Genomic DNA, 23,042 nt, shown 5'->3' with positions numbered 1-23,042 from the left:
CACGTCGGGGGCGGGGGAGCTTCCCGCCCCCGACGCCGGCCGGGCCGGCGCCAGACCGGACGCCGAGGTGCCCGGGCGCGAACGGAGTCGTCAGCGCAGCGTGTCGGTCGCCCTCAGGTGGTCGAAGATGAGCTGGTCCACCGGGGAGACCCGGTGCCGGTCGGCGTAGCCGAGCCAGGCCACCTTGTCGATCTCGCGCACCGCGCTCCCTCAGTCGGCCTGGGCGGCCAGCTCGCGGGCCCGGTCGCGGGCGGCCTCCAGGGCCGCCAGCAGGGCCGCGCGTACGCCGTGGTTCTCCAGCTCGCGGATGGCGGAGATGGTGGTGCCGGCCGGCGAGGTGACCGCCTCGCGCAGCTTGACCGGGTGCTCGCCGGAGTCGCGCAGCATCACCGCCGACCCGATGGCGGTCTGCACGATCAGCTCGTGCGCCACCTGGCGGGGCAGGCCGAGCAGGATGCCGGCGTCGATCATGGCCTCGACCAGCAGGTAGAAATAGGCGGGCCCGGAGCCCGACAGGGCGGTCACCGCGTCCTGCTGGGACTCGGGGACGCGGACGGTGGAGCCCAGCGGCCGGAACATCTCCTCGGCGAGGGCCAGGTGCGCGCCGGTGGCGTACGCGCCGGCCGAGATCGCGCTCATCGCCTCGTCCACCAGCGCCGGGGTGTTGGTCATCACCCGGACCACCGGGGTGCCCTCGGGGAGCCGCCGGTTGAAGAAGCTGGTGGGCAGGCCGGCACAGAGCGAGATGACCAGCTTGCCGGCGGGCACCTTGGGGCCGATCTCGTCCAGCAGCGCCCCGGCGTCCTGCGGCTTGACCGAGATGGCGAGCACCGCCGCCTCGTCCACCGCGGTGAGGTTGTCCACCACCCGGACGCCGTACCGGACGGCCAGTTCCTCGGCGCGGGCGGGACGCCGGGCGGTGGCGAGCAGCCGTTCCGCCGGCCAGCCGGAGCGGAGCAGCCCGGAGAGCATCAGCTCGCCGATCTTGCCCGCGCCGATCACCGCGACCGTGTGCACCTCGGGTGCCATGACGCCGTACCCCTCTCGATGGCGGCGGGGCGCGGCGGACCCTGGCGGGCCCGCCGCGCCACCGGCCGTCGGTCAGCTGCCGAAGAAGACCTCGGCCTCGGCGTACCGCTCCAGCGGCACGGTCTTCAGCTCCCGGGTCGCGTCGGCCAGCGGGACCCGGACGATGTCGGTGCTCTTCATCGCGACCATCTTGCCCCAGTCGCCCTCGTGCACCGCGTCGATCGCCTGCAGGCCGAGCCGGGTGGCGAGCACCCGGTCGAAGGCGGTCGGGGTGCCGCCGCGCTGGATGTGGCCGAGCACGACAGTACGCGCCTCCTTGCCGGTCTTCGCCTCCAGTTGCTCGGCGAGCCACTGGCCGATGCCGCCGAGGCGGACGTGGCCGAAGGAGTCCAGCTCCTTGTTGTGCAGGACCATCTGGCCCTCCAGCGGGTGCGCGCCCTCGGCGACCACGACGATCGGGGCGTACTGGTGCTGGAAGCGCTTCTCGACGTACCCGGCGACCTGCTCCACGTCGAACTGCCGCTCGGGCAGCAGGATCACGTTGGCGCCACCGGCGAGGCCGGCGTGCAGCGCGATCCAGCCGGCGTGCCGGCCCATCACCTCGACCACGAGGGTGCGGTGGTGGCTCTCGGCGGTCGTGTGCAGCCGGTCGATCGCCTCCATGGCGATGTTGACCGCGGTGTCGAAGCCGAAGGTGTAGTCGGTGGCGCCCAGGTCGTTGTCGATGGTCTTCGGCACACCGACGACCTTGACGTCCAGCTCGTGCAGCTTGGTGGCGACGCCGAGAGTGTCCTCGCCGCCGATGGCGATCAGCGCGTCCACGCCCTGCGCGACAAGGTTCTCCTTGATCCGCTCGACGCCGCGCTCGATCTTGAACGGGTTGGTCCGGGACGAACCGAGGATGGTGCCGCCGCGCGGCAGAATGCCACGGACCTCCGCGATACCCAGCGGCTTGGTCAGGCCCTCCAGCGGACCCTTCCAGCCGTCCCGGAAGCCCACGAACTCGTGGCCATAGGTGGCGACGCCCTTGCGGACGACCGCCCGAATCACCGCGTTGAGACCAGGGCAGTCGCCGCCGCCGGTGAGCACGCCAATACGCATGATCTGCTCATCCTCCTGGAGCATCAGGTCAAGCCCGGATAAGCCCCAGGATATGTGTCAGATCAGACAGTCGGCGCCGTTGCCGGCCCGGGGCGGGCCGTCAGTCCGCACTGTAGCCCGCGTGGGTGTACGGCGACACCGCACCCCGGGGCTACCTGGCGGTAGGCCCGGGGCCGGTCATCGCCCGCCAGCGGGCCAGGTTGTGCCGCGCGTCGACCAGGGCGTCGTGCCGCTCCGCGTCGGCGTCGGGCAGCCTCGGCCGGCCCCGGTCGTCCCAGAGCTGACGCAGCTCCTTGGTGAACCGCGGGATCTCCCGGGGCAGCGCCGGCATCGCCCCCCACAGCTGGGCCAGCACCACATGGTCGTACGCCGCGTACCAGGCCCACAGCTCGAGCTGCTCGCCCGGCCGGTCCCGGATCGGCTCCAGCAGGAACTCGTGGAGATCGTCGCGGATGCGCGCCCGCGACCGCCAGGCCCGGTCGGCCGGCGACGGAAGCTTGTCGAGTACGTTGCGGCGCACCCACGGCACGGCACGGGAGTCGTCGAACTCGGTGGAGACCGCGTAGAACTCGCGGCCGTACTCGTCGACGACGCCGATCGACACCAGGTCGACGATCCGGCCGTCCTCGATGAACTCGCAGTCGTAGAAATAGCGGTAGACCATCCTCGCCATCCTCACGCACCGTCGCCGACGGCCGCTCGCCGGGGCCCCGCCGAGATCGGCTCCGCCGGTCCCGGCGCAGCTGGCGAAGGGTCACGGAAGTGTCTCCGGGGGTGTACAGCACGCGACCAGGGCGTCATGATCTGATGTGTACCGCTACCGGACGCCGGAACCGGTTCAGATGCCTCGCACCGGGGGAGTCAGGTTCACCCCGGAGAGCGAGTTGTGGTCCTTGACCGGGGAGGGGTTGGGCCGTGGAGGGTCGCCTGCCGGAGCCGGGTGACGCGCTCACGGGCGTGGAGATGTTCGCCGGGCTCGAGCCGGAGGTGCGACAGCGGGTCATCGCCGCGGCGGTGCCGCGCACGTACCGCAAGGGTCAGTTGCTCTTCGTGGAGAACGACCCGGGCGAATCCCTCATCGTGCTGCGCCGGGGGGCCGTGGCCGTGTTCCGCACCGCCCCGACCGGCGAACGCGCCGTGCTGACGGTCATCCGGCCGCCGGACGTGCTGGGTGAGGTCTCCCTGCTGGACGCCTCGACCCGGTCCGCCTCGGCCGAGGCCATCGAGGACTGCGCGGCCCTGGCGCTGTCCCGTCCGGCGTTCATGGAGTTGGTGCACTCCAACCCGCGCATTCTCGACGCGGTGATGCGATCGCTCGGCGGGCTGATCCGCCGGCTCACCGAGCAGAACGCCGACCACGTCTTCCTCGACCTGCCCGGTCGGGTGGCCAAGACGCTGGTCCGGCTGGCCGGCGAGAGCCAGGCCCCGATGATCACGATCGAGCTCAACCAGAGCCAGCTCGCCGAGATGGCCGGCGGCTCCCGGCAGAGCGTCAACCAGGCGATCGGCTCGTTCGCCAGCCGGGGGTGGCTGCGTACCGAGGGTCGCCGGATCGTGGTGACCGACGTGGCCGCGCTGCGCCGCCGCGCCGGCATGAACGACCGCTGAGCGTGCGACGCGGCCGTGGCGCCGGGCGCCACGGCCGCGTCGTCGTTCTCATCCGCGCGGTGTCACGGCTTGGTGCTGGTCGGCCCCATCCAGTTCGCGGTGGCACCGGTCGGGCCCATCCAGTTGGCGCTCTCCTGGCCACCGCCGGACCCCTCGCTGACGATGCCCTCGGCCTGGAGCGCGGCGAGGGTGGCGGCGTCCACGTCGACGGAATCCCCCGCCGAGTGCGCGACCCCGTGGGCGTCGGTCCAGTCGCTCTCCAGCTTGACGTACACCATGGCGTGTCTCCCTTGATCACGGTCGTCCGGCCCCTGAATCTAGTCGGTGACCGGCCCAGGCGACCGCCCGGACGAGTGTCCACAAGCCAACAGCCTGGTACCCGACAGCAGCGACGGCGGCCATACTCACGATGGACGCCGCGGGGGGCGGCGCCCGGCCGGGACCGGTCGGAGGATCCACCAGTGGAGGGGTGTCATCTCCGCGCAGTGTGACCGTTGTGGACGTACCGCCGCCGACGGCGACCGCTTCTGCGGTGGCTGCGGCGCGGAGCTGGGGGCGGTCTGCACGCACTGCCTGCGCCCGCTCGCCGCCGACGTGACCTTCTGCACCTCGTGCGGCGTCCCCCGTTCCGGCGCCGAGCCGCCGGCCACCGCACCGCAGGAGGACCGTCGCCGGGTCAGCATCCTCTTCGTCGACCTGATCGACTTCACGCCGTACGTCGAGCGGACCGACCCGGAACAGGTCCGCGGCATGCAGACCGGCTTCTTCTCCGCCGCGAAACGGGTGGTCGGGCAGTACGGCGGGGTGGTCGAGAAGTACATCGGCGATGCCGTGATGGCGCTGTTCGGGGCGCCGGTGGCCACCGAGACCGATGCGCTGCGCTGCGTACGGGCCGGGCTGGAGCTGCAACGGGTGCTGACCCGGTTCGCTCCGACCGGTCCCGAGGAGCTGCGCTTCCGGGTCGGCGTGGCGACCGGCGAGGCGCTGGTGGACGTGGCCGCCGCCCGGCACGGCGGGCAGGCGATCGTCGCCGGCGACGTGGTCAACACCGCCTCCCGGATGCAGTCGGTGGCGCCACCCGGCGGGGTGCTCGTCTGCGGCACCACCCACGCGCTGACCAAGGACGCCATCCGCTACGAGGAGCAGCCGCCGGTCACCCTCCGTGGGCGTTCCACCCCCACCGAGGTCTGGCTGGCCCTGGCCCCGGTACGCCGGCAGCCGACCGACCGGGAGTCGGACACCACCCCGCTGATCGACCGCGAGCACGAGCTGGGCCTGCTGGTCAACGCCCTGCACCGGTCGCTGCGGGACCGGCTGCCGCAGGTCGTGACCGTCTTCGGGCGGGCCGGCATCGGCAAGAGCCGGCTGGTCCGCGAGCTCTACCGGCACGCCTTGCGGCTGGTCGACGAGCCGCTGACCTGGCGTACCGGGCGATGCCCGCCGTTCGGCGAAAACGTCACCTTCGCGGCGCTCGCCGACATCGTGAAGACCGAGGCCGGCATCCTCGACACCGATCCGGCGTCGACCGCGTCACAGCGGCTCGCCGCGGCCGTCAGCGAACTGGTCGGCCCGGCCGAGCGGGACCGGATCGTCGACGCGCTGCGGCCGCTGGTCGGGCTGGCCGGCGCCGCGCTGCCGGCCGAGGAGGCCGAGTCGGCGTGGCGACGCTTCCTGCTGGCCCTCGCCGCCCGGCGCCCCACCGTGCTGGTCTTCGAGGACCTGCACTGGGCCGACGACGCCATGCTGCGCTTCGTCGAGTTGCTCGGCGCGGCGGCCCGGGAGGTGCCGCTGCTGCTGCTCTGCACCGCCCGACCGGAACTGGTCGACCGGGACCCGGCCTGGGCGGGGACCATCACCGGCTCGGTCACCATCACCCTGCCCCCGCTGCGGGACACCGGCATCGCCTCGCTCTACGCGCACATGTTCGGTCAGGCCGCCTTTTCCGCCGACATGCTCACGCCGCTGGTCGAGGTGGCCGGCGGCAACCCGCTCTACGCCCACGAGTACGTCCGGATGCTCATCGAGCAGGGCGCGCTGCGCCAGTCGGGGCGCGGCTGGTCGCTGGAGAAACACCTCGACCTGCCCATGCCGGAGAGCGTGCACGCGGTGATCGCCAACCGGGTCGACCTGCTCGACGCCAAGGACCGGGCCGTGCTGCTGGCCGCCTCAGTGGTGGGCGTGCAGTTCTGGCCGGGCGCGGTCGCCGCCGCGCTGGGCCAGCCGGTCGAATCGGTGGAGCGCGCCCTGCGCCGGCTGGAGCAGCGTGACTTCGTAAACGAGCAGGCGGCGTCGACCATGGCCGGGCAGCCGGAGTTGCGGTTCCGGCACGTCCTGGTCCGGGACGTCTGCTACCAGCGGCTGCCACGCACCGAGCGGGTGGCCCGGCACGAACGCACCGCGGACTGGCTGGACGTGTTGTCGCAGAGCCGCGACACCGACCTGGCCGAGGTGCTCGCGCACCACCGGTGGGCGGCCCACGAGATCGCCCGCACGCTGGGGATGGACACCCACCGCTACGCCGGCCCGGCCCGCGCCGCGCTGCACCGGGCGGCCCGCCGGGCGTACGCCCTGCACGGGCTGGACGCGGCGGCCGCGCACGCCGGCCGGGCGCTGGGCCTGGCCGACGACAGCGACCCGGTGGGCCGGCTGCAACTGGAGCTGCTGAGCACCGAGATCTCGTTCTACCGGGACGGCAACGCGTTCCTCTCCGGCGGCGGACCCGAGCAGCTGCACGCCCTCGCCGACCGGCTGCTCGCGCACGGCGACGCGGCCTGCGCCGCCCGCGCCTGGACCCTGCTCGGTCAGGTGGCCTGGCTGCGCGCCGACCGGGCCACCGCGGTGGCCTGCCTGGACCGGGCGGTCGCGCTGTTCGAACCGCTGCCGGACAGCGCCCAGAAGGCGGACGCGCACGCCGAGCTGGGCCGGCTGCACATGCTCAACTACGAGCGGGACGCGGCGGTCGCCGCTGCGGAGACGGCCGCCGGGATCGGCGAGCGGCTCGGGCTCATCGAGATCAGCGTCAATGCGCGGATCACCGCGGCGACCGCCCGCTACCAGGCCGGCGACCGGTCCGGGCTGGACGAGCTGCACTCGCTGGTCGAGGCCAGCCGGGCCCAGCAGTTGCTGGCGCTGTCCCGGGCCCTGCAGAACCTTGGGTCCGCGCTCAACGAGGAGGGCGACTGGCTGCGCTCCGACGCGCTGATGACCACCGCCCCGGCAGCGAAGGGCAGCGGCCAGACCCTGGCCACCAGCTACTCGGCGGAGGCGATGCAGGCGTACTTCGCCGGGGACTTCGCTCGGTTGATCGCCGCCGCCGACGCGTTCGTGGACACCCCCACCGGCGGCTGGGACATGCAGGTACGCGGGTTGCGCTCGTGTCTGCTGGTGCTGCGCGGCCAGCCGGTGCCCCCGGCGCCCCGGCCGGGCCCCGCCCAGCGGGACGGCGCCGCGCCGGAGCCGCCCCTGCACCGGGACGACGTGGCCGCCGCGCTGGACACTGCCCGGCGCAGCGGCTTCCACCGGCCGCACTGGACCATGCTCGGCATGGCGGCGCTCTGCCGCGCCCTGCAGGGGCGGGCGGACGAGGCGGCGGAGCTGATCGGCGAGCTGGCCGACTCGTGGTCGGCGGTGCCCGCGCTGGCCAGCGGTGAGTGGATCGGCGTGGCGGCGTACGCGGCCGCCCTGTCCGGCCGGGATCCGGCGGTGCGGATACGGGGGATGCTGGACCGGCTCGGGCACCGAACGCCCTGGTCGGAGGCGGCGCTGCGGACGGTGACCGGGGCCCTGGCCGCGGCGGACGGCGACCACCGGCGGGCCGGCGAGCTGCACCTGGCGGGCGCGACGATCTACGGCCGGATCCCGGACGCGACCGACCGGATGCTGGCCCTCGCCCTGGCCACGGCCGAGCTGGACCTGGCCGGGGACCGCGCGGCGGTCGCCCCGCCGCTGGCCGAGGTGCGCGCCTTCGCCCAGCGCAACGAGGCGTCGGGCCTGCTCGCGCTGGCCCGCCGGCCGGTGCCCGACACCGGTCCCGCGGTCGCCTGCTGAACTCCCCCGCCGGGCCCGGAGCCGACGGAGAGCGTCTTCGTCAGCCAGCCCTTGATCCCTTCCCGGTGACCTACGCGGCTTTAGCGATGAATGTGACTTTTCGCGTGACGGCGAACGGCGTGAAGATCGAGTCGGAGAATGAGCAATGATTGCCGGCCAGGATGACCGGGCCGGGACGCGCGCGAACCACACCCGGGGGTGCCGCCGGAGGGCCGGACCGCCGGGGGAGAGCCGACGAACGGGAGCGGCACGCCACAACGCACTCCCGGAACAGGGTGCGGACGTGTCACGATTCAGGGCACGGCGTGCGGGGCGTCGGGACGGACGCACCGACGGGTGCGGCGAGGAGGGTGTCCGGTGTCAGCGGGTGGGCCACGCCGAGGGCGGCGGGACAACGGGCTCGACGCGGCCGAGTACGCGGTCGCGGGCGACGTCGATCCGCGCGTCGGCGAACACCTGCTCGACGTGCTCGCCGCCGGCGGAATCGCGGCGTACCTGCAACCCTCCGCGGACCTGAATCCGGTCACCCGCACCACCACCGTCCCGGCCCGTCCGGTCGACCGGCTCTACGTCGACCGTTCTCACCTGACCACCGCCCGGGACTACCTCACCCAGCTCGCCGACGACGGCGCCCACGAGTCGTCCCGCGACGAGCCGGACGTCGAGGCCGAGTGGGCGAAGATCGTGGCCGGTTTCCACACCGCGCCGGCCGACGGGAGCCACCCGTGGCCGGCCGCCGAGGATGTCGACGAGCCCCTCGACCCGTCCGGCCCGGGTGCGGGCACCGGTGCCCGCACCGAGGAGGCCACCGGCCCCACCGCCACCGATCTGCGCCGCCTGCCCTACGCGGCGGACATCTCCGGGATCTCGGTGAACCGCGGCCGGCCCGACGAGCCGTCACTCCTGGACGGGCTGGACACCTTCGGCGCCGACCTGCCCGACGACGAGGAGCACTACACTCCGCCACCGCCGCCCCCGCTGCCACGTTTCTCGAAGTACGCGGTGATCGGCGTGCTCTGCATCGTGCTCGGCTTCGCGTTCTTCCTCTCCCCCACCCTGCTGCCGGTCACCGACCCGTCGGTGGTCACGCTGCTCGGGTTCACCGGCATCCTGGCCGGTTTCGTGATGCTGATCTGGCGGCTGCGTCCCGGCGACTCCGACGAGGAGGACCCGGACGACGGCGCGGTCGTCTGATCCGTCTCGCCTCACCCCGCCTCCCGGATGCCGGGACGGCCGCCCGCGCGGACCGGTCGCGTAACAGTGGTGTAACTTACTGTCAGTAGGAATATCGCTGTACGTCACTTCCCTCACCGGCTGTCCGGGTTGCCCGTCTCTCCGGCGGTCGGTCCTCGGCTGATCGGAATGCCCGAGATGCGACAGAGCCCCCTCGTGGTGGTGGCCAACCGCCTTCCCGTCGACGACAGTGTGGCGCCGGACGGCGCCTTCGAGTGGCGCCGCAGCCCCGCCGGCCTGGTGAGCGTCCTGCACCCGCTGCTCCGTAACACCCCGGCCGCCTGGGTCGGCTGGGCCGGCGGCACCGGCCCGGCACCGCACCTGCCCGACGTGGACGGCGTCCGGATGCACACCGTCCCGCTCACCGGCGACGACCTCCGCGACCACTACGAGGGCTTCGCCAACGCCACCCTCTGGCCCCTCTACCACGACGCGGTCGAGCAGCCCGAGTACCACCGCCGCTGGTGGGAGGCGTACCAGCGGGTCAACCAGCGGTTCGCGCGGGCCGCCGCCGAGGCCGCCGAGCCCGGTGCCCTGGTCTGGGTGCAGGACTACCACCTCCAGCTGGTGCCGGGGCTGCTCCGGGAACTCCGTCCCGACCTGCGGATCGGCTTCTTCATGCACGTGCCGTTCCCGCCGCCGGAGCTGTTCATGCAGCTGCCCCGCCGGGCCGAACTGCTGCGCGGCATGCTCGGCGCCGACCTGATCGGCTTCCAGCGGGCCCAGGCCGCGCACAACTTCGCCCAGCTGGTGGTGAAGGTGCTCGGACTGCCCGCCACCGACCGGCAGATCAACGTCGACGAGCGGGTGGTCCGGGTCGGCGCGTTCCCCGTCTCCATCGACACCGCCGAGATGGCCGCGCTCGCCGCCCGGCCCGAGGTCGCCGACCGGGCCCGCCGGCTCCGCCAGGACCTCGGCGAACCCGACCGCGTCATCCTCAGCGTCGATCGGATGGACTACACCAAGGGCATCGAGCAGCGGCTCAAGGCGTACCGCGAGCTGCTGGCAAGCGGGGACGTCAAGGTACGGGACACCGTCCTGATCCAGGTCGCGGTGCCGAGCCGGGACCGGGTCGCGCAGTACCAGATCCTCCGGGACCGGGTGGAACACCAGGTCGGCCGGATCAACGGCGAGTTCGGCCGGGTCGGTGAGCCGGCGATCCACTACCTCAGCCAGCAGTTCGACCGGGCCGAGCTGGTCGCCCTCTACCGGACCGCCGACGTGATGGCGGTGACCCCGCTGCGGGACGGGATGAACCTGGTCGCCAAGGAGTACGTCGGCGCCCGGGTGGACGACACCGGGGCGCTGCTGCTCAGCGAGTTCGCCGGCGCAGCCGCCGAGCTGGAGCAGGCGTACCTGGTCAACCCGCACGACCTGGACGGGCTCAAGCAGGGGCTGCTCGCGGCGCTGCGGGCCACGCCCGACGACGTCGCCACGCGGATGCGGGCGATGCGCGCGCACCTGCGCCGCGACGACATCCACGCCTGGGCGCGGTCGTACCTGACCGCGCTGGACGAGACCGGCTCGCTGCTGCGCCAGCTCGGCACGACCGACTGAGCCCGGCGCTCACCCGGCGGCCGAGGTCGGATCCTTCTCCAGCCAGTCGAGGATCGCGTCGATCGGCTCCCGCCAGCGGGCGTCGAGCATCAGGTCGTGCCCCATGCCGGGGAAGAGCAGCGGGGCCGAGGCGTGCCGGCGGGCGGCCCGGGTCAGCGCGGCCGCCGACACCACCCGGTCGTCCGGGCTGCCCAGCACCAGCACCGGCGGGCGGCCCACGGCCGGCTCCGGCTGCCGGCCGGTGACCAGCTGCCACTGCGCCCGCCGGCCCGCGCGGCCCAGCCGCGAGACGTACCCGCGGGCGTCGCCGTCGGGCAGCTCCCGGCTGAACAGCTGCCGGCGGCGCAGCCGCAGCCGACCACCGAAGACCGCCGGCAGGGTGCCGACGGGGTTGCGGCGCAGCGCGGTGGCGAACGTCCCCCAGCCGCCGAGCACCGGCGCCACCAGCACCGCCGCCCGGGCCGGGTAGCGGGCCAGGGCGTGTGCCACCACCCGGGCGCCGGCGCCGTGCCCCACCAGCACCGCCTGCCGCGGCAGGCCCGCCGCCGCCTGGACCACGTCATGGGTGTACGACCGCAGCGTCGCCTCCGGTGCCGGCGCGCTGCCGCCGTGGCCGCGCAGGCTCAGCGCGTACGCGGGGAAGCCCCGGGAGGCGGCGTGCCCCAGCCAGTGCTCGGCGAACGCCCACGCCCCGTGCCCGAACCCGGGTACGAAGAGCAGTGGCGGCTTCGCCTCCTCCAGCTCGGGCACCATGGCCAGCACCTCGCGGTGGGCCGGGCGCTCCGGACGGGCCCACTCCCAGGGCCGGATGATCCGAATCCGTTCGCCGGTCACTTGCCCTCCAGGTCGTGCAGGGCACGCTGGAGCGCGCGCAGGTAGTCGACGTGCCCGACCTCGAACCAGTGCCGGGTGCTGTCCTTGACCTTCCCCGAGTAGCGCTCGCCGAGGCCGGCGGCCACCTTGCGGCCGAACGCGGCGGCCCGCTCCGGCCGGGTGACACGGAGCGCGAGCAGCCGGGCGAAGAGCACGCTCTGCCAGTGCGCGATGGGAAAGACGCCGGAGTCCGGCTGCACCAGGCCAAGCACGGCCAGGGTGGGGTGCCCGGCGGTGAAGGCGTTCAGCCAGAGCCGGGGGCGGCCGGTGCCGTCGGAGTCGCCGAGCACCCCGCCGTCGAGGAACTCGAAGCGTGGCAGGTAGCCGGTGGCGAAGACGACCAGCTCCGGGTCGATCTCCCGCCCGTCGGTCAGCGCCACGGTGCGGTCGTGGAACCGGGCCACGTCCGGCACCGGGGTGATCTGCCCGTGGCCGACGTGATAGACGAGCTGGCTGTTGGCGATCGGGTGGGTCTCGTAGACCCGGTGGTCCGGCTTGGGCAGCCCGAACCGGGTCAGGTCGCCGACGGTCAGCCGCAGCGTCCAGTGGTAGAGCCACTGCCGCACCCGCAGCGGCACCCGCAGCGCGAGCAGGGTGTCGTTGACCTGGTCGGTGGGGCGGCCGAGGACGTACTTCGGGGCGTACCAGTAGCCTCGGCGGGCCGAGTGCCAGCAGCGGGACGCCTGCTGGGCGGCCTCGACCGCGATGTCGCAGCCGGTGTTGCCGGCGCCGACCACCAGCACCCGCTTGCCGCGCAGCTGCGCCGCGTCCTTGTAGGACGAGGCGTGCATGACCTCGCCCCGGAACTCTTCCAGCCCCTCGTACCGGGGCAGCTTCGGCGACCAGTTGTGCCCGTTGGCGATCACCACGGCCGCGTACCGGGAGGTGCGTTCGGGGCCGTAGCCGCCGGTGCTGCGGGTGGTGACGTCCCAGCGGTCCCCGTCGACCGGCTCCACCCGGACCACCTCGGTGCCGAACCAGACGTGCTGGCGCAGGTCGAAGTGGTCGGCGTAGCGCTCGAAGTAGGACAGCAGCTGGGCGTGGTGCGGGTAGTCCGGCCAGTCGTCCGGCATCGGGAAGTCGGGGAACTGGGTGAACGGCCGGGACGAGATGAGGTGGGTGCTGGCGTACACCGGGCTGCGGTCGTGCCGCCAGTTCCACGCGCCGCCGACGCCGGTCTCCCGCTCGTAGCAGTCGACGCCGAAGCCATGCTCGCGGAGGTTCTTCACAGCGGTGAGGCCGCTGGCGCCGGCGCCGATGACGCAGACGGTGTCGCCCCGGTCGGAGACCGGGCGGCCGTCCCGGGTCGGAGCGGCCGTCGGATCCGGGCCGGGGCGGTCGAGGTCGGTGGAGGAGGACACCGGGGAAATCTCCTTTGTGCGGCACGCGTGCCGGGTCGGTGCGAAATCCTGCCGACAATGCCCGCCGTTGTCCAGCCCGCCGGGCCGCGCCGGGCCGGTGGCTCAGCCGGCGGCGGGCAGCAACAGATCGACCAGGATCGGGAAATGGTCACTGGCCCGGCGGGTGCACGGGGTGTCCACCACGTCGTAGTCGACCACGTCGATCCCCGGGTCGGCGAAGACGGCGTCGATGCGGCGACGCGGGTCGGCGGACGAAAAGGTGTGCCGGTCGGCCCGGTCCGCGGCGACCGCGGTGTCGGTCAGGCCCTCCGCCACCGTCCGCCACGCCGGCCCGTCCGGCCCCTCGTTGAGGTCGGCGCCGGCGACCACCGGCAGCGTCGCGGCGGACAGGTCGCGCTTGAACGCGGCCGCCTGGGCCGGCCGCTCGGCCGGGTCGGTGGAAAGGTGGGAACCGGCCAGCAGGAACCGGGCGCCGGCCACCAGACACTCGGCGTACGCGGCGCCGCGCAGGTGCCGCCCGGGCGTCAGCGGATAGCGCCGGCACCGGGTGGCGAGCACCCGCACCCGCAGGCTGACCAGCAGCAGGTTGCCCAGGGCGGGCAGGCCGCCGGCCGCCACCACCAGTCCGAACGAGTCGGCCAGCGAGGCACACTTCTGCCGCCACCGGAGCCGCCGCGGCCCCTCCTGGACGATCACCACGTCCGGCGCGGCCGCCCGGACCACCCCGGCGAGCGCGGCGGGGTCGTCCCGCTGGCTGTGGATGTTGTACGACATCACCCGCAACGGCACGCCGGGCCCGGACACTCAGATCCGCCGGGCCAGGTCGGCGGCTCCGATGACGCCGGCGGCGTTGCCCAGCTCGGCCGGGCGGACCTCGGCGACGGGCAGCCGGCTGCGCTGGGCGAGCGCGTCGGTGTACGAGCGCCGGGTCGGGCCCATCAGCAGGTCGCCGGCCTCCACCACGCCACCGCCGACGACCAGCACCTGCGGGTCGAGGATCTGCGCCATGTCCGCGAGGCTGGTGCCGAGCCAGCGGCCGACCTGGGCGAACGCCTCCGCGGAGACCGGGTCGCCGCTCTGGGCCGCGGCGGTCACCATCGGTCCGGTGATGGCGTCGGCCTCGCCACCGGCCAGCTCCAGCAGGGCGGTGGCCCGGTGCGGCTCCTGGCGGGCGGCGGCGCGCGCGAAGCGGACCAGGGCACTGCCGCTGGCGTACTGCTCGATGCAGCCCAGTCGGCCGCAGCCGCACTGGTGGCCGTCCGGCACGGTGAGCATGTGGCCGAGTTCGGCGGCGATGCCGTTGGACCCGCGGAGCAGTTCGCCGCCGAGCACGATGCCCCCGCCGACGCCGGTGCCGATGGTGAACATGACCATCGAGTCGTCGGCGGTCCGGCCGGCGCCGTAGCGGAACTCCGCCCAGGCGGCCACGTTCGCGTCGTTCTCCACGATCACCGGCAGGCCGGTGGCGGCGCTGACGTAGTCGCGGAGCGGCTCGTCGCGCCAGGCCAGGTTGGGCGCGAAGAGCACGGTGGCGCGGGCGGCGTCGATCCAGCCGGCCGCGCCGATGCCGACCGCCTCGACGGTACGGCCGGTGGCCAGCTCGGTGACCACCTCGATGATGACGTCCCGGGTCTTGGCCACGTCCTCGGCGGGGGTGTCCCGTCGGGCCTGCACGAGAACCTTGCCGGCGTCGTCCACGACACCACCGGCCACCTTCGTGCCACCGACGTCGACTCCGATGGTCAGCGTCACCGCTGCCACTCCCCTCTGCTGTGCTGCCCGGCATCGGCCGAACCGGCCGTGCGCTGCCGGGATGTCCGGTGGTCAGGCCCCGTCGCCTGGTGCGTCCTCGCCCACTTCGCCGGACGCCCGCGAGGCGGGCACCACGGGACGGCCGGCCGACGGCCGGCGCGGCGCCGGCGCGTCCGGCCCGGCGGCGTCGGCGGGCGACACGACGGCACCCGGAGCGGCCGCGCCCTCCTCCCGGGTGGCGGCGGACCACACGTCCTGCTCGGGTGCCGGCTGAGAATCATGCCCGGTACGGGTCGCCTCGCGCCAGACGTGGTCCTGCGTCGGTGTTCCGGCCGCCCCGGTGGCGCCGGTCGGCTCGGTGGCACCGGTGGGCTCGGTGGGCGCGGCGGACTCGGCCGGGGCGAAGGCGCGCAGCAGGCTGGCCACGCCGGCGGCGAGGTCACCGGCGCCGGTGGCGAGCCGCTCGGCGAATTCCGGACTCGGATCCCGCAACGCCGCGATACCCCGACAGACCGGGCATACGCTGCACTCGGGCGATCCGGCGGCGAAACCGGCCCCGCTCACGGCCGCCCCCGGCGTCGCCGAAGCCTGGTCACCGGCACCGGCGTCACCTTGGGTGTGACCGAGCACACCCGCCAGAATCCCACCGAGCGGACCCCAGGGCCCGGCGCCGGGCGCGCCTGCGGCCAGCCGGGCGGAGGCCAGCAGCATGGCGACGAGGCGCTCGGCCTCCTCCCGGGCCGAACCTGGATCAGTGGTGCCCATGAGTCGGCTCCTCTCCCGTGGCGACCGGATCGCCGGTCGGGTCAGTGGGCCGCACCGGGTGCTTCTACCCGGCGCTTGAGCTGCTTCAACGCCGCGTCCATGATCATCTTCTCGGCCTTGCGGCGAAACATGCCGAGCATGGCCACGGAGAGATCCACCTCGAGGGTGTAGGTCACCGTGGTGGTCCCGTCCGGGTTGCCGACCAGGTCGTACGACCCGCGCTGGGACGTCTGCATCTTCGAGGGCGCCACCAGGTGCCACTCGATCCGGGAGAGGTCCTCGGCGTACTCGTAGGCCAGCACGTACTCGTCGGCCATGACGCCGGCGTCGATGGTGAACCGGACCTGGCTGGCGTAGCCGTCCTCGTACTCCTCGACCACCTCCGCCCGCCGGATCGCCTCGGCCCACTCCGGATAGCGGGGGAAGTCGCAGATGACCGCAGCCACCCGGTCCGGTGGCGCGCCGATGACGATCGACTGGGTGGAGGTGTCCGCCATGGGGGGAGGCTACCCGGCGCGGGCCCCGCGCGCGCCGCTCCACCCCGCCAGGCGTCGCGCCGGAGCCGCCGGTGACCCGTCCCACCAGCCGGTCCGGGCGGCCTCCCACCTCAGCCAGCCGGCCGGACAGGTAGGTTTCGACAAGGCCCACGGCCGTCCTGGCCAGTGCGAGCACGAGGGAGTGCAGGTGCGCGAGTTCTCCGTTCCGCCGATCGTCACCGTCGGCGACTCGGCCAACCTGACCGACCCGGTCTGGGAAAACGCCGAGGTCGCCCCCGACACCGTGCAGTTCGTCCGACGCGGCTGCGGCACGGAGCGCGCCGGGACGGAGGTCACCTGCCGGCAGTTCCGGGACGAGGTGGTCGCGGTGGCCCGCGGCCTCGTCGCCGCCGGCATCTCCCCCGGTGACCGGATCGCGCTGATGAGCGGCACCCGCTACGAGTGGACCCTGATCGACTACGCCATCTGGGCCGCCGGCGCGGTGACCGTACCGATCTACGAGACGTCCAGCGCCGAGCAGGCCGCGTGGATCCTCGCCGACTCGGGGGCGGTGGCCACGGTGGTCGAGACCCCGACGCACGCCAGCCTGGTCGACGGGGTACGGGACCGGTTCCCCGAGCTGCGCCAGGTCTGGCAGATCGAGCAGGGCGCGGTGGACGAGCTGACCACGGCCGGCGCGTCGGTCGACCCGGCCGAGATCGAGGTACGCCGCTCGACGGCCAAGGCCGACGACATCGCCACCATCATCTACACCAGCGGCACCACCGGCCGCCCCAAGGGCTGCATGCTGACCCACCGCAACATGTACGCCGACGTCGCCAACGCCGTGCCGGTGCTGCCGAACCTGTTCCGGGAGAGCGCCTCCACCCTGCTGTTCCTGCCGCTCGCCCACGCCTTCGCCCGGCTCATCCAGATCGGCGTGGTGCAGGCCCGGGCCACCATGGCGCACTGCGCGGACACCAAGAACCTGGTCGCCGAGCTGCAGGAGTTCAAGCCGACGTTCGTGCTCTCCGTACCCCGGGTCTTCGAGAAGGTCTACAACGGCGCGCGGCAGCGGGCCGAGGCCGAGGGGAAGGGCCGGATCTTCGACCGGGCCGAGAAGGTCGCCATCGCGTACAGCGAGGCGTTGGAGACCACCGCCGGGCCGGGCCTGGGGCTACGCGCCCAGCACATGCTCTTCGACAAGCTGGTCTACAGCAGGCTGCGGGCGGCGCTGGGCGGCCGGTGCCGGGACGCCATCTCCGGCGGGGCGCCGCTCGGCCCCCGGCTGGGACACTTCTTCCGGGGCGTCGGGGTGAACATCTCCGAGGGCTACGGCCTGACCGAGACCTCCCCCGCCGCCGCCGCGAACCTGCCGAGCGCCACCCGGATGGGCACCGTGGGCCGCCCGCTGCCGGGGGTCACCATCCGGATCGAGGACGACGGCGAGATCCTGATCGCCGGCGAGCTGGTGTTCCGGGGGTACTGGCGCAACGAGACCGCCACCGCGGAGGTGCTCACCTCGGACGGCTGGTTCCGCACCGGCGACCTCGGCCAGCTCGACGAGGACGGCTACCTGTGCATCACCGGCCGCAAGAAGGAGATCATCGTGACCGCGGGCGGCAAGAACATCGCCCCGTCGGTGCTGGAGGACCAGGTCCGGGCCCACCCGCTGGTCAGCCAGTGCCTGGTGGTCGGCGACCGGCAGCCGTTCGTCGCGGCGCTGGTCACCATCGACGAGGAGGCGCTGCCGAGGTGGCTGGCCGCGCACGGCCGCCCGGAGACCACCAGCGTCGCCGAACTGCGCGACGACGAGGCGCTGCGGGCCGAGATCCAGGGCGCGATCGACCAGGCCAACCAGTCGGTCTCCAGGGCCGAGGCGATCAAGGTGTTCCGGATCCTGCCGCGGGACTTCACCGAGGACACCGGCGAGCTGACCCCGTCGCTCAAGGTGAAGCGGCAGGTCGTGCAGAAGTCGTACGCCGCGGAGATCGCGGACATCTACCGACGCTGACTACCATCCGTCACGTGCCCGCCTCGACATCCAGCCAACCGCAGACGCAGCCCCTCGCGGCAGCCGCGCGGGTGGTCCTCCTCGCGCTGGTCGCCGCCCTGACCCTGTTCGCGACCCGCGACGTGTCCCAGCTCTGGTGGATCGCCCTGCTCGGCCTCGCCGGGCTGCCCGCGGTACTGGCCCCGCAGCACCGGCTGCTCGGACCGCTCAGCCACTTCGCCGAGGTGGTGGTGCTCGGCCTGGCCGCCAGCAAGGTCGCCGCCGACACCCACCTGGACGGGGTGACCGGCGGGGTGGGCGCCTCGGCGGTGCTGCCGTATCTCGCCGTGCCGGTCACCGTGACCGCGCTGCGCCGCCGGTTCCGGGAGGGCGCGGCACTGCTCGCCGTCGTCGCGGCCGCCCTGGTGGTCAGCGCGGCCCTCACCGATGTCGGCAACGGGCGGCAACTCGGCCAGCTCGGCTACCTCGCGGTCTGCGCCCAGTGGCTGATCCTGGCCGCCCTCGGCCTCTACACGGCCGGCATGCTCCAGCGGGTGATGCGGGTCCGCGGCGAGGGCAAGCCGCAGCCGTACGCGGAGGCCACCCGGCTGCTGACCCAGCTCCGCACGGTCGCCCGCCAGCTGCCCGGCGCCACGCTCGACCCGGGCGGCATCTCCGAGCACCTGTTGGAGGAGCTGCGGGTGGTGGCGAAGACCGACCGGGCGGCGGTGCTGTCCGCCGGCGGGGCCGGCCGGCTGGTGGTCCTCGCCCAGCTCGGCGCCGACCGGGTGGACTGGGAGACCACGCTCGACGCGGACTCGGCGATCGCCGACGCCTGGGCCAGCCAGCAGCCGCAGACCTCGACCCGCTCGCAGGCCCGCTCGCAGCACTCCGGGGAGGTCTCCGCGCTGATCGTGCCGCTGGTGGCCGGGGTGCGGACGGTCGGTCTGGTGGTCGTCGAGGCGGACACCGCGCACGCGTACCCGCCGCCGGTGGTCTCCCGGGTGACCGCGCTGACCGGCCCGGCGGCGCTGCGGCTGGAGGCCGCGCTGCTCTTCGACGAGGTCCGGTCGCTGGCCACCAACGAGGAGCGGCAGCGACTGGCCCGGGAGATCCACGACGGGGTCGCCCAGGAGCTGGTGATGGTCGGGTACGGCATCGACAACGCCCTGGCCACCGTGCACGACGACGCCGAGGAGACCGCCGAGAGCCTGCGGATGCTGCGCCAGGAGGTCACCCGGGTGATCACCGAGCTGCGGCTGAGCCTGTTCGAGCTGCGCAGCGAGGTGGACCGGCACGGCGGGCTGGCCGCCGCGATCGCCGAGTACGCCCGCACCGTCGGCGCGGCCGGTGGCCTGCGGGTGCACCTGTCGCTGGACGAGTCCACCGCCCGGCTGCCCGCCGCCACCGAGGCGGAGCTGCTGCGCATCGCCCAGGAGGCGGTGACCAACGCGCGCAAGCACGCCGGGGCGGCGAACCTGTGGGTCACCTGCGAGGTGGATCCCCCGTACGCGCAGATCGAAGTGTCGGATGACGGTCACGGCATCGGTGACCAGCGCCCCGACGGGCACTACGGCCTTGCGATCATGGCCGAGAGGGCGGAACGTATCCGGGGCCGGCTGGAGATCAGGCCGCGGCGACCCAGCGGCACCACCGTGGCGGTGGTACTCGGCTCCTCGCCCCGGCGCGATAAGGTGCGCGGCAGCGCCGCAGCAGCAGAAGAGGAGTAACCCGAGGATGACCACTAGCCCGACACCGGCCACCCGGACCAAGGTTCTCCTTGTCGACGACCACGATCTCATCCGCAAGGGACTGCGGCATGCCTTCGAGCGTGACCGGCAGTTCGAGGTGGTGGGTGAGGCCGCCACGGCCGCGGAAGGCGTCCGCCAGGCCGGCGCGCTCCAGCCGGACGTGGTGATCATGGACCTGCGCCTGCCCGACGGCAGTGGCCTGGAGGCCACCCGCGCCCTGCGCAAGTCCAGCGCGTCGGTGGGCATCGTCGTGCTCACCATGTACGCCGGTGACGACCAGCTCTTCGGGGCCCTGGAGGCGGGGGCGAGCGCGTTCGTGCCGAAGACCGCGCCGGCCGACGAGGTGGTGGCCGCCGCCCGGCACGCCGCCTCCTCGCCCAGCGCGTTCACCGCGGCCGACCTGGCCGAGGCGATGAAGCGCCGGCTCGCCCCGTCCGGCCCGCAGCTCTCCCCGCGGGAGGGTCAGGTGCTGCGGCTGCTCGCCGACGGCATGAGCGTCGCCGGCATCGCCAAGCAGCTGTTCGTCAGCGAGTCGACCGCCAAGACGCACATCTCCAAGCTCTACGAGAAGCTGGGCGCCGCCAACCGGGCCCAGGCGTTGATGACGGCGCTGCGGCTGGGTCTGCTGGAGGCCCCGGACGCGCCCAAGTTCTGACGTCGCCCGACAGTTCGCCGGAAAGGCCCACGTCCGCCCCGGACCTGGGCCTTTCTCGGCATTCTGGGGCAATTCGCCACGACGTACGGTGACGGGTCGACCGCGTAGCGACGGCGGTCTTTGCACCGGGAGGACGGGCGGGCAGAATACCCGAATGGCCAGCGTGGGCGACGAACCCGCGCGCTCTTGACACAAAAGGGGCGAACCATGCAGCGGCCGGACTGGGCACCCGACACGATCGACATCGAGCGCCCGAGCGTGGCCCGCATGTACGACTACTACCTCGGCGGCTCGCACAACTTCGCCGCCGATCGGGTCGCCGCCCGGGCCATGGTGGACGCCGTACCGGAGGCCCCGCTGATGGCCCAGGCCAACCGGGCGTTCCTCCGCCGGGCGGTGCAGTTCCTGGCCGAGTCGGGCGTGCGCCAGTTCCTCGACATCGGCTCCGGCATCCCGACCGTGGGCAACGTGCACGAGATCGCCCAGCGGGTCGACCCGGAGTGCCGGGTGGTCTACGTCGACGTCGACCCGGTCGCGGTGGCGCACAGCCGGGAGATCCTGGCCGGCAACGACCGGGCCACGGTGGCCCAGGAGGACCTCCGCCACCCGGCGGCGATCCTCGGCCACCCCGAGGTCACCCGGCTGCTGGACCTCACCCAGCCGGTCGCCGTGATGATCGTGGCGGTGCTGCACTTCATCCCCGACGCGGACCGGCCGGAGGAGATCCTGCGGACGCTGCGGGCGGCGCTCGCCCCCGGCAGCTACCTGGTCATGTCCCAGGCCAGCGACGACGGCCGTACCGGGACGGGCGAGCGGGCCGAGGCCGAGCAGGTCTACCGGCGCACCGACAGCCAGCTCTGGATCCGCAGCCGGGCCGAGCTGACCGCGCTCTTCGACGGCTTCGAGCTGGCCGACCCGGGCGTGGTCTGGGTGCCGGAGTGGCGCCCGGAGTCGCCGGAGCAGGCGGAGAACGCGGCGCAGGCAGTCTTCCTGGGCGGCGTCGGGCGGCTCGGTGGGTGACCGTACCGCCGTGCCCCGCTCCTGCCCCGCCAGCTTCGCGCGGGCCTGGGCCAAGGCGGTCTCCGGGACGAGCTACCTCCCGATGACCCAGGCCCAGCTCGAGGCCCTGCTCCAGCGGCTCACCGAGCGGCTGGCCGTGGCGATCCGGACCGAGCCGTTCGACCTGCGTGTCGGCCAGCAGGTCGGTGCCGAGCTGGTGCAGGCGCACATCGCCTCCGCCGAGGGGCTGGGCCGTACCATCGAGGTGATCCAGCTCCGCCTGGTCCGTGACCTCGGCCTGATCGACGGCGACGTCGAGGACCGGATGGCCCGGCTGCTCGCCACGGTCGCCACCGGTTACGCCCGCGCCCTGCGCGACCGCACCCTGGACGAGCAGGAGTCCATCCTGCGCGCCGCGATGATGGCCCGGGCACAGGCCGAACAGGCGCTGCGGGACAGCGAGGCCCGCTTCCGGCACCAGGCCACCCACGACCCGCTGACCGACCTGCCCAACCGCACCCTGTTCACCGAGCGACTCACCGCCGCCCTCGACGATCCCGGCCGGGGCGCCGACCGGATCGGGGTCTGCTTCCTCGACCTCGACCGGTTCAAGGTGGTCAACGACACCCTCGGCCACCAGGTCGGCGACTCGCTGCTGGTGTCGGTGGCGCAGCGGCTGCGCCGGGCCCTGGGTGAACACCTGGTGGCCCGGCTCGGCGGCGACGAGTTCGTCGTCCTGGTCGAACGCACCGGCTGCACGGACGACGCGGTCAAGGTCGCCGAGGCCGCTCTCGCGGCGGTGAGCGAGCCGGCGCTCGTCGACGGGCACGAGCTGACCGTGTCGGCCAGCATCGGCATCGTGGAGCGACCCGTGGCCGGCACCACGCCGGTGGAGCTGATGCGGGCCGCGGACAGCACCCTGCACTGGGCCAAGGCGGCCGGCGGGGCCCGCTGGTCGATCTTCGATGCCGACCGCAACCGCCACGAACTGGCCCGGTACGCGCTCTCCGCGGCCATCCCCGCCGCCCTGGACCGGGGCGAGTTCTACCTCGACTACCAGCCCCTGACCTCGCTGCGCGGCGGCCGGGTGCTCGGCATGGAAGCGCTGGTCCGCTGGCGCCACCCGGAGCTGGGCGTGCTCCGGCCGGACAGCTTCATCGGGCTGGCCGAGGAGACCGGGCTGATCGTCCGGCTGGGTGGCTGGGTGCTCGCCGAGGCCTGCCGGGAGGCTCGCACCTGGACCGGCGACGACGCGCCCTTCGTCAGCGTCAACCTGGCCGTCCGCCAGTTGCACCGGCCCGGCCTGGTGCAGGAGGTGCAGGCCGTGCTCGGGCGCACCGGACTACCGCCGGAACGACTCCAACTGGAGGTCACCGAGAGCACCATGATGAGCACCGTGGCCGAGCCGGTACGCGCCCTGCGGGTGCTCAAGGGACTCGGGGTCCGGATCGCCATCGACGACTTCGGCACCGGCTACTGCAACCTGGCGTACCTGCGGGACCTGCCGGTCAGCGAGCTGAAGGTGGCCGGCGAGTTCGTGGCCGGACTCCGCGCCCCGGACGACGATCCGGACAGCCGTACCGACGAGCGGATCCTCGCCTCGCTGGTCTCGCTCGCCCACGCGCTCGACCTGACCGTCACCGCCGAGGGCGTGGAGACCGCCGAGCAGGCGGACCGGCTGCGGGCGATCGGCTGCGACGCCGGGCAGGGCTGGCACTTCGGCCGCCCCGCCCCCGCTCACGAGGCCCTCCCCCACCCAGCTTGACCCCCACGCCCCGGCTTGACCCCCACGCCCCGGCTCGACCCCCACGCCCCGGCTTGGCCTCCACGCCCCGGCTTATC

The 23,042-nt window shown here is 73.6% G+C and carries 19 protein-coding genes and 1 pseudogene; 9 read left to right on the top strand and 11 right to left on the bottom strand.

Annotated elements, in window-relative coordinates; translation table 11 throughout:
- Positions 1–90: 90 nt before the first annotated feature.
- The 4 genes and pseudogenes from ACIRG9_RS09085 to ACIRG9_RS09070 all read right to left on the bottom strand — a co-directional run.
- Positions 91–195 (bottom strand): annotated as a pseudogene (locus tag ACIRG9_RS09085) (DNA mismatch repair protein MutT); the annotation flags it as partial.
- Positions 196–210: 15 nt separating this feature from the next.
- Positions 211–1,029: a pyrroline-5-carboxylate reductase gene (gene proC, locus ACIRG9_RS09080; protein ID WP_402852486.1), complete on the bottom strand. Its 819-nt coding sequence runs from the start codon at positions 1,027–1,029 to the stop codon at positions 211–213.
- A 72-nt stretch (positions 1,030–1,101) separates the two neighbouring features.
- Complete coding sequence (locus ACIRG9_RS09075) at positions 1,102–2,130, bottom strand: 6-phosphofructokinase (protein WP_402853062.1); 1,029 nt, start codon at positions 2,128–2,130, stop codon at positions 1,102–1,104.
- 151 nt (positions 2,131–2,281) lie between these two features.
- A complete protein-coding gene (locus ACIRG9_RS09070) occupies positions 2,282–2,794 on the bottom strand; it encodes a polyadenylate-specific 3'-exoribonuclease AS (protein ID WP_402853059.1) in 513 nt (170 codons plus the stop codon).
- Positions 2,795–3,045: 251 nt separating this feature from the next.
- Here ACIRG9_RS09070 and ACIRG9_RS09065 point away from each other — a divergent pair, with 251 nt between their 5' ends.
- A complete protein-coding gene (locus ACIRG9_RS09065; RefSeq protein ID WP_402852483.1) occupies positions 3,046–3,738 on the top strand; it encodes a Crp/Fnr family transcriptional regulator in 693 nt (230 codons plus the stop codon).
- A 62-nt stretch (positions 3,739–3,800) separates the two neighbouring features.
- Here ACIRG9_RS09065 and ACIRG9_RS09060 read toward each other — a convergent pair whose 3' ends face one another.
- A complete protein-coding gene (locus tag ACIRG9_RS09060) occupies positions 3,801–4,016 on the bottom strand; it encodes a hypothetical protein (protein WP_402852480.1) in 216 nt (71 codons plus the stop codon).
- Positions 4,017–4,110: 94 nt separating this feature from the next.
- Here ACIRG9_RS09060 and ACIRG9_RS09055 point away from each other — a divergent pair, with 94 nt between their 5' ends.
- From ACIRG9_RS09055 to ACIRG9_RS09045, 3 genes are all read left to right on the top strand, one after another.
- Positions 4,111–7,785, top strand: coding sequence for an ATP-binding protein (locus ACIRG9_RS09055; protein WP_402853056.1), 3,675 nt, complete (start codon positions 4,111–4,113; stop codon positions 7,783–7,785).
- Between the two features lie 357 nt (positions 7,786–8,142).
- Positions 8,143–8,979: a DUF308 domain-containing protein gene (locus ACIRG9_RS09050; protein ID WP_402852477.1), complete on the top strand. Its 837-nt coding sequence runs from the start codon at positions 8,143–8,145 to the stop codon at positions 8,977–8,979.
- 177 nt (positions 8,980–9,156) lie between these two features.
- On the top strand, positions 9,157–10,575 hold the full coding sequence (locus ACIRG9_RS09045; protein ID WP_402852474.1) for a trehalose-6-phosphate synthase: 1,419 nt from the start codon (positions 9,157–9,159) through the stop codon (positions 10,573–10,575).
- Positions 10,576–10,584: 9 nt separating this feature from the next.
- On the opposite strand, the gene ACIRG9_RS09040 is transcribed toward ACIRG9_RS09045, so the two are convergent.
- From ACIRG9_RS09040 to ACIRG9_RS09015, 6 genes are all read right to left on the bottom strand, one after another.
- A complete protein-coding gene (locus ACIRG9_RS09040; protein WP_402852472.1) occupies positions 10,585–11,409 on the bottom strand; it encodes an alpha/beta hydrolase in 825 nt (274 codons plus the stop codon).
- Positions 11,406–12,809: a flavin-containing monooxygenase gene (locus ACIRG9_RS09035; RefSeq protein ID WP_402852470.1), complete on the bottom strand. Its 1,404-nt coding sequence runs from the start codon at positions 12,807–12,809 to the stop codon at positions 11,406–11,408. The genes ACIRG9_RS09040 and ACIRG9_RS09035 overlap by 4 nt, the downstream gene beginning before the upstream one ends.
- A gap of 102 nt (positions 12,810–12,911) precedes the next feature.
- On the bottom strand, positions 12,912–13,583 hold the full coding sequence (locus ACIRG9_RS09030) for an endonuclease/exonuclease/phosphatase family protein (protein ID WP_402853053.1): 672 nt from the start codon (positions 13,581–13,583) through the stop codon (positions 12,912–12,914).
- 30 nt (positions 13,584–13,613) lie between these two features.
- A complete protein-coding gene (locus ACIRG9_RS09025) occupies positions 13,614–14,570 on the bottom strand; it encodes an ROK family glucokinase (RefSeq protein ID WP_402852468.1) in 957 nt (318 codons plus the stop codon).
- A gap of 63 nt (positions 14,571–14,633) precedes the next feature.
- Positions 14,634–15,326: a hypothetical protein gene (locus tag ACIRG9_RS09020; RefSeq protein ID WP_402852465.1), complete on the bottom strand. Its 693-nt coding sequence runs from the start codon at positions 15,324–15,326 to the stop codon at positions 14,634–14,636.
- Between the two features lie 41 nt (positions 15,327–15,367).
- Positions 15,368–15,823, bottom strand: coding sequence for an SRPBCC family protein (locus ACIRG9_RS09015; protein WP_402852463.1), 456 nt, complete (start codon positions 15,821–15,823; stop codon positions 15,368–15,370).
- 187 nt (positions 15,824–16,010) lie between these two features.
- On the opposite strand from ACIRG9_RS09015, the gene ACIRG9_RS09010 reads away from it, so the two are divergent.
- The 5 genes from ACIRG9_RS09010 (at position 16,011) to ACIRG9_RS08990 (ending at position 22,965) form a co-directional block, all read left to right on the top strand.
- The gene (locus ACIRG9_RS09010; protein WP_402852460.1) at positions 16,011–17,816 is read left to right on the top strand and encodes an AMP-dependent synthetase/ligase; all 1,806 of its coding nucleotides are present in this window, start codon (positions 16,011–16,013) and stop codon (positions 17,814–17,816) included.
- A gap of 14 nt (positions 17,817–17,830) precedes the next feature.
- Positions 17,831–19,525: a GAF domain-containing sensor histidine kinase gene (locus ACIRG9_RS09005; protein WP_402852458.1), complete on the top strand. Its 1,695-nt coding sequence runs from the start codon at positions 17,831–17,833 to the stop codon at positions 19,523–19,525.
- Positions 19,526–19,532: 7 nt separating this feature from the next.
- A complete protein-coding gene (locus ACIRG9_RS09000; RefSeq protein WP_402852455.1) occupies positions 19,533–20,201 on the top strand; it encodes a response regulator in 669 nt (222 codons plus the stop codon).
- A 207-nt stretch (positions 20,202–20,408) separates the two neighbouring features.
- Positions 20,409–21,221 (top strand): SAM-dependent methyltransferase, encoded by an 813-nt coding sequence (locus tag ACIRG9_RS08995; RefSeq protein WP_402852452.1) that lies wholly within the window; start codon positions 20,409–20,411, stop codon positions 21,219–21,221.
- A gap of 82 nt (positions 21,222–21,303) precedes the next feature.
- Positions 21,304–22,965: a putative bifunctional diguanylate cyclase/phosphodiesterase gene (locus ACIRG9_RS08990; protein WP_402853050.1), complete on the top strand. Its 1,662-nt coding sequence runs from the start codon at positions 21,304–21,306 to the stop codon at positions 22,963–22,965.
- The last annotated feature ends 77 nt before the right edge of the window (positions 22,966–23,042 follow it).

This window comes from Micromonospora sp. NPDC093277, from assembly GCF_044765245.1.
GTDB lineage: Bacteria > Actinomycetota > Actinomycetes > Mycobacteriales > Micromonosporaceae > Micromonospora.
This window is presented reverse-complemented; position numbering and strand designations above follow the sequence as displayed.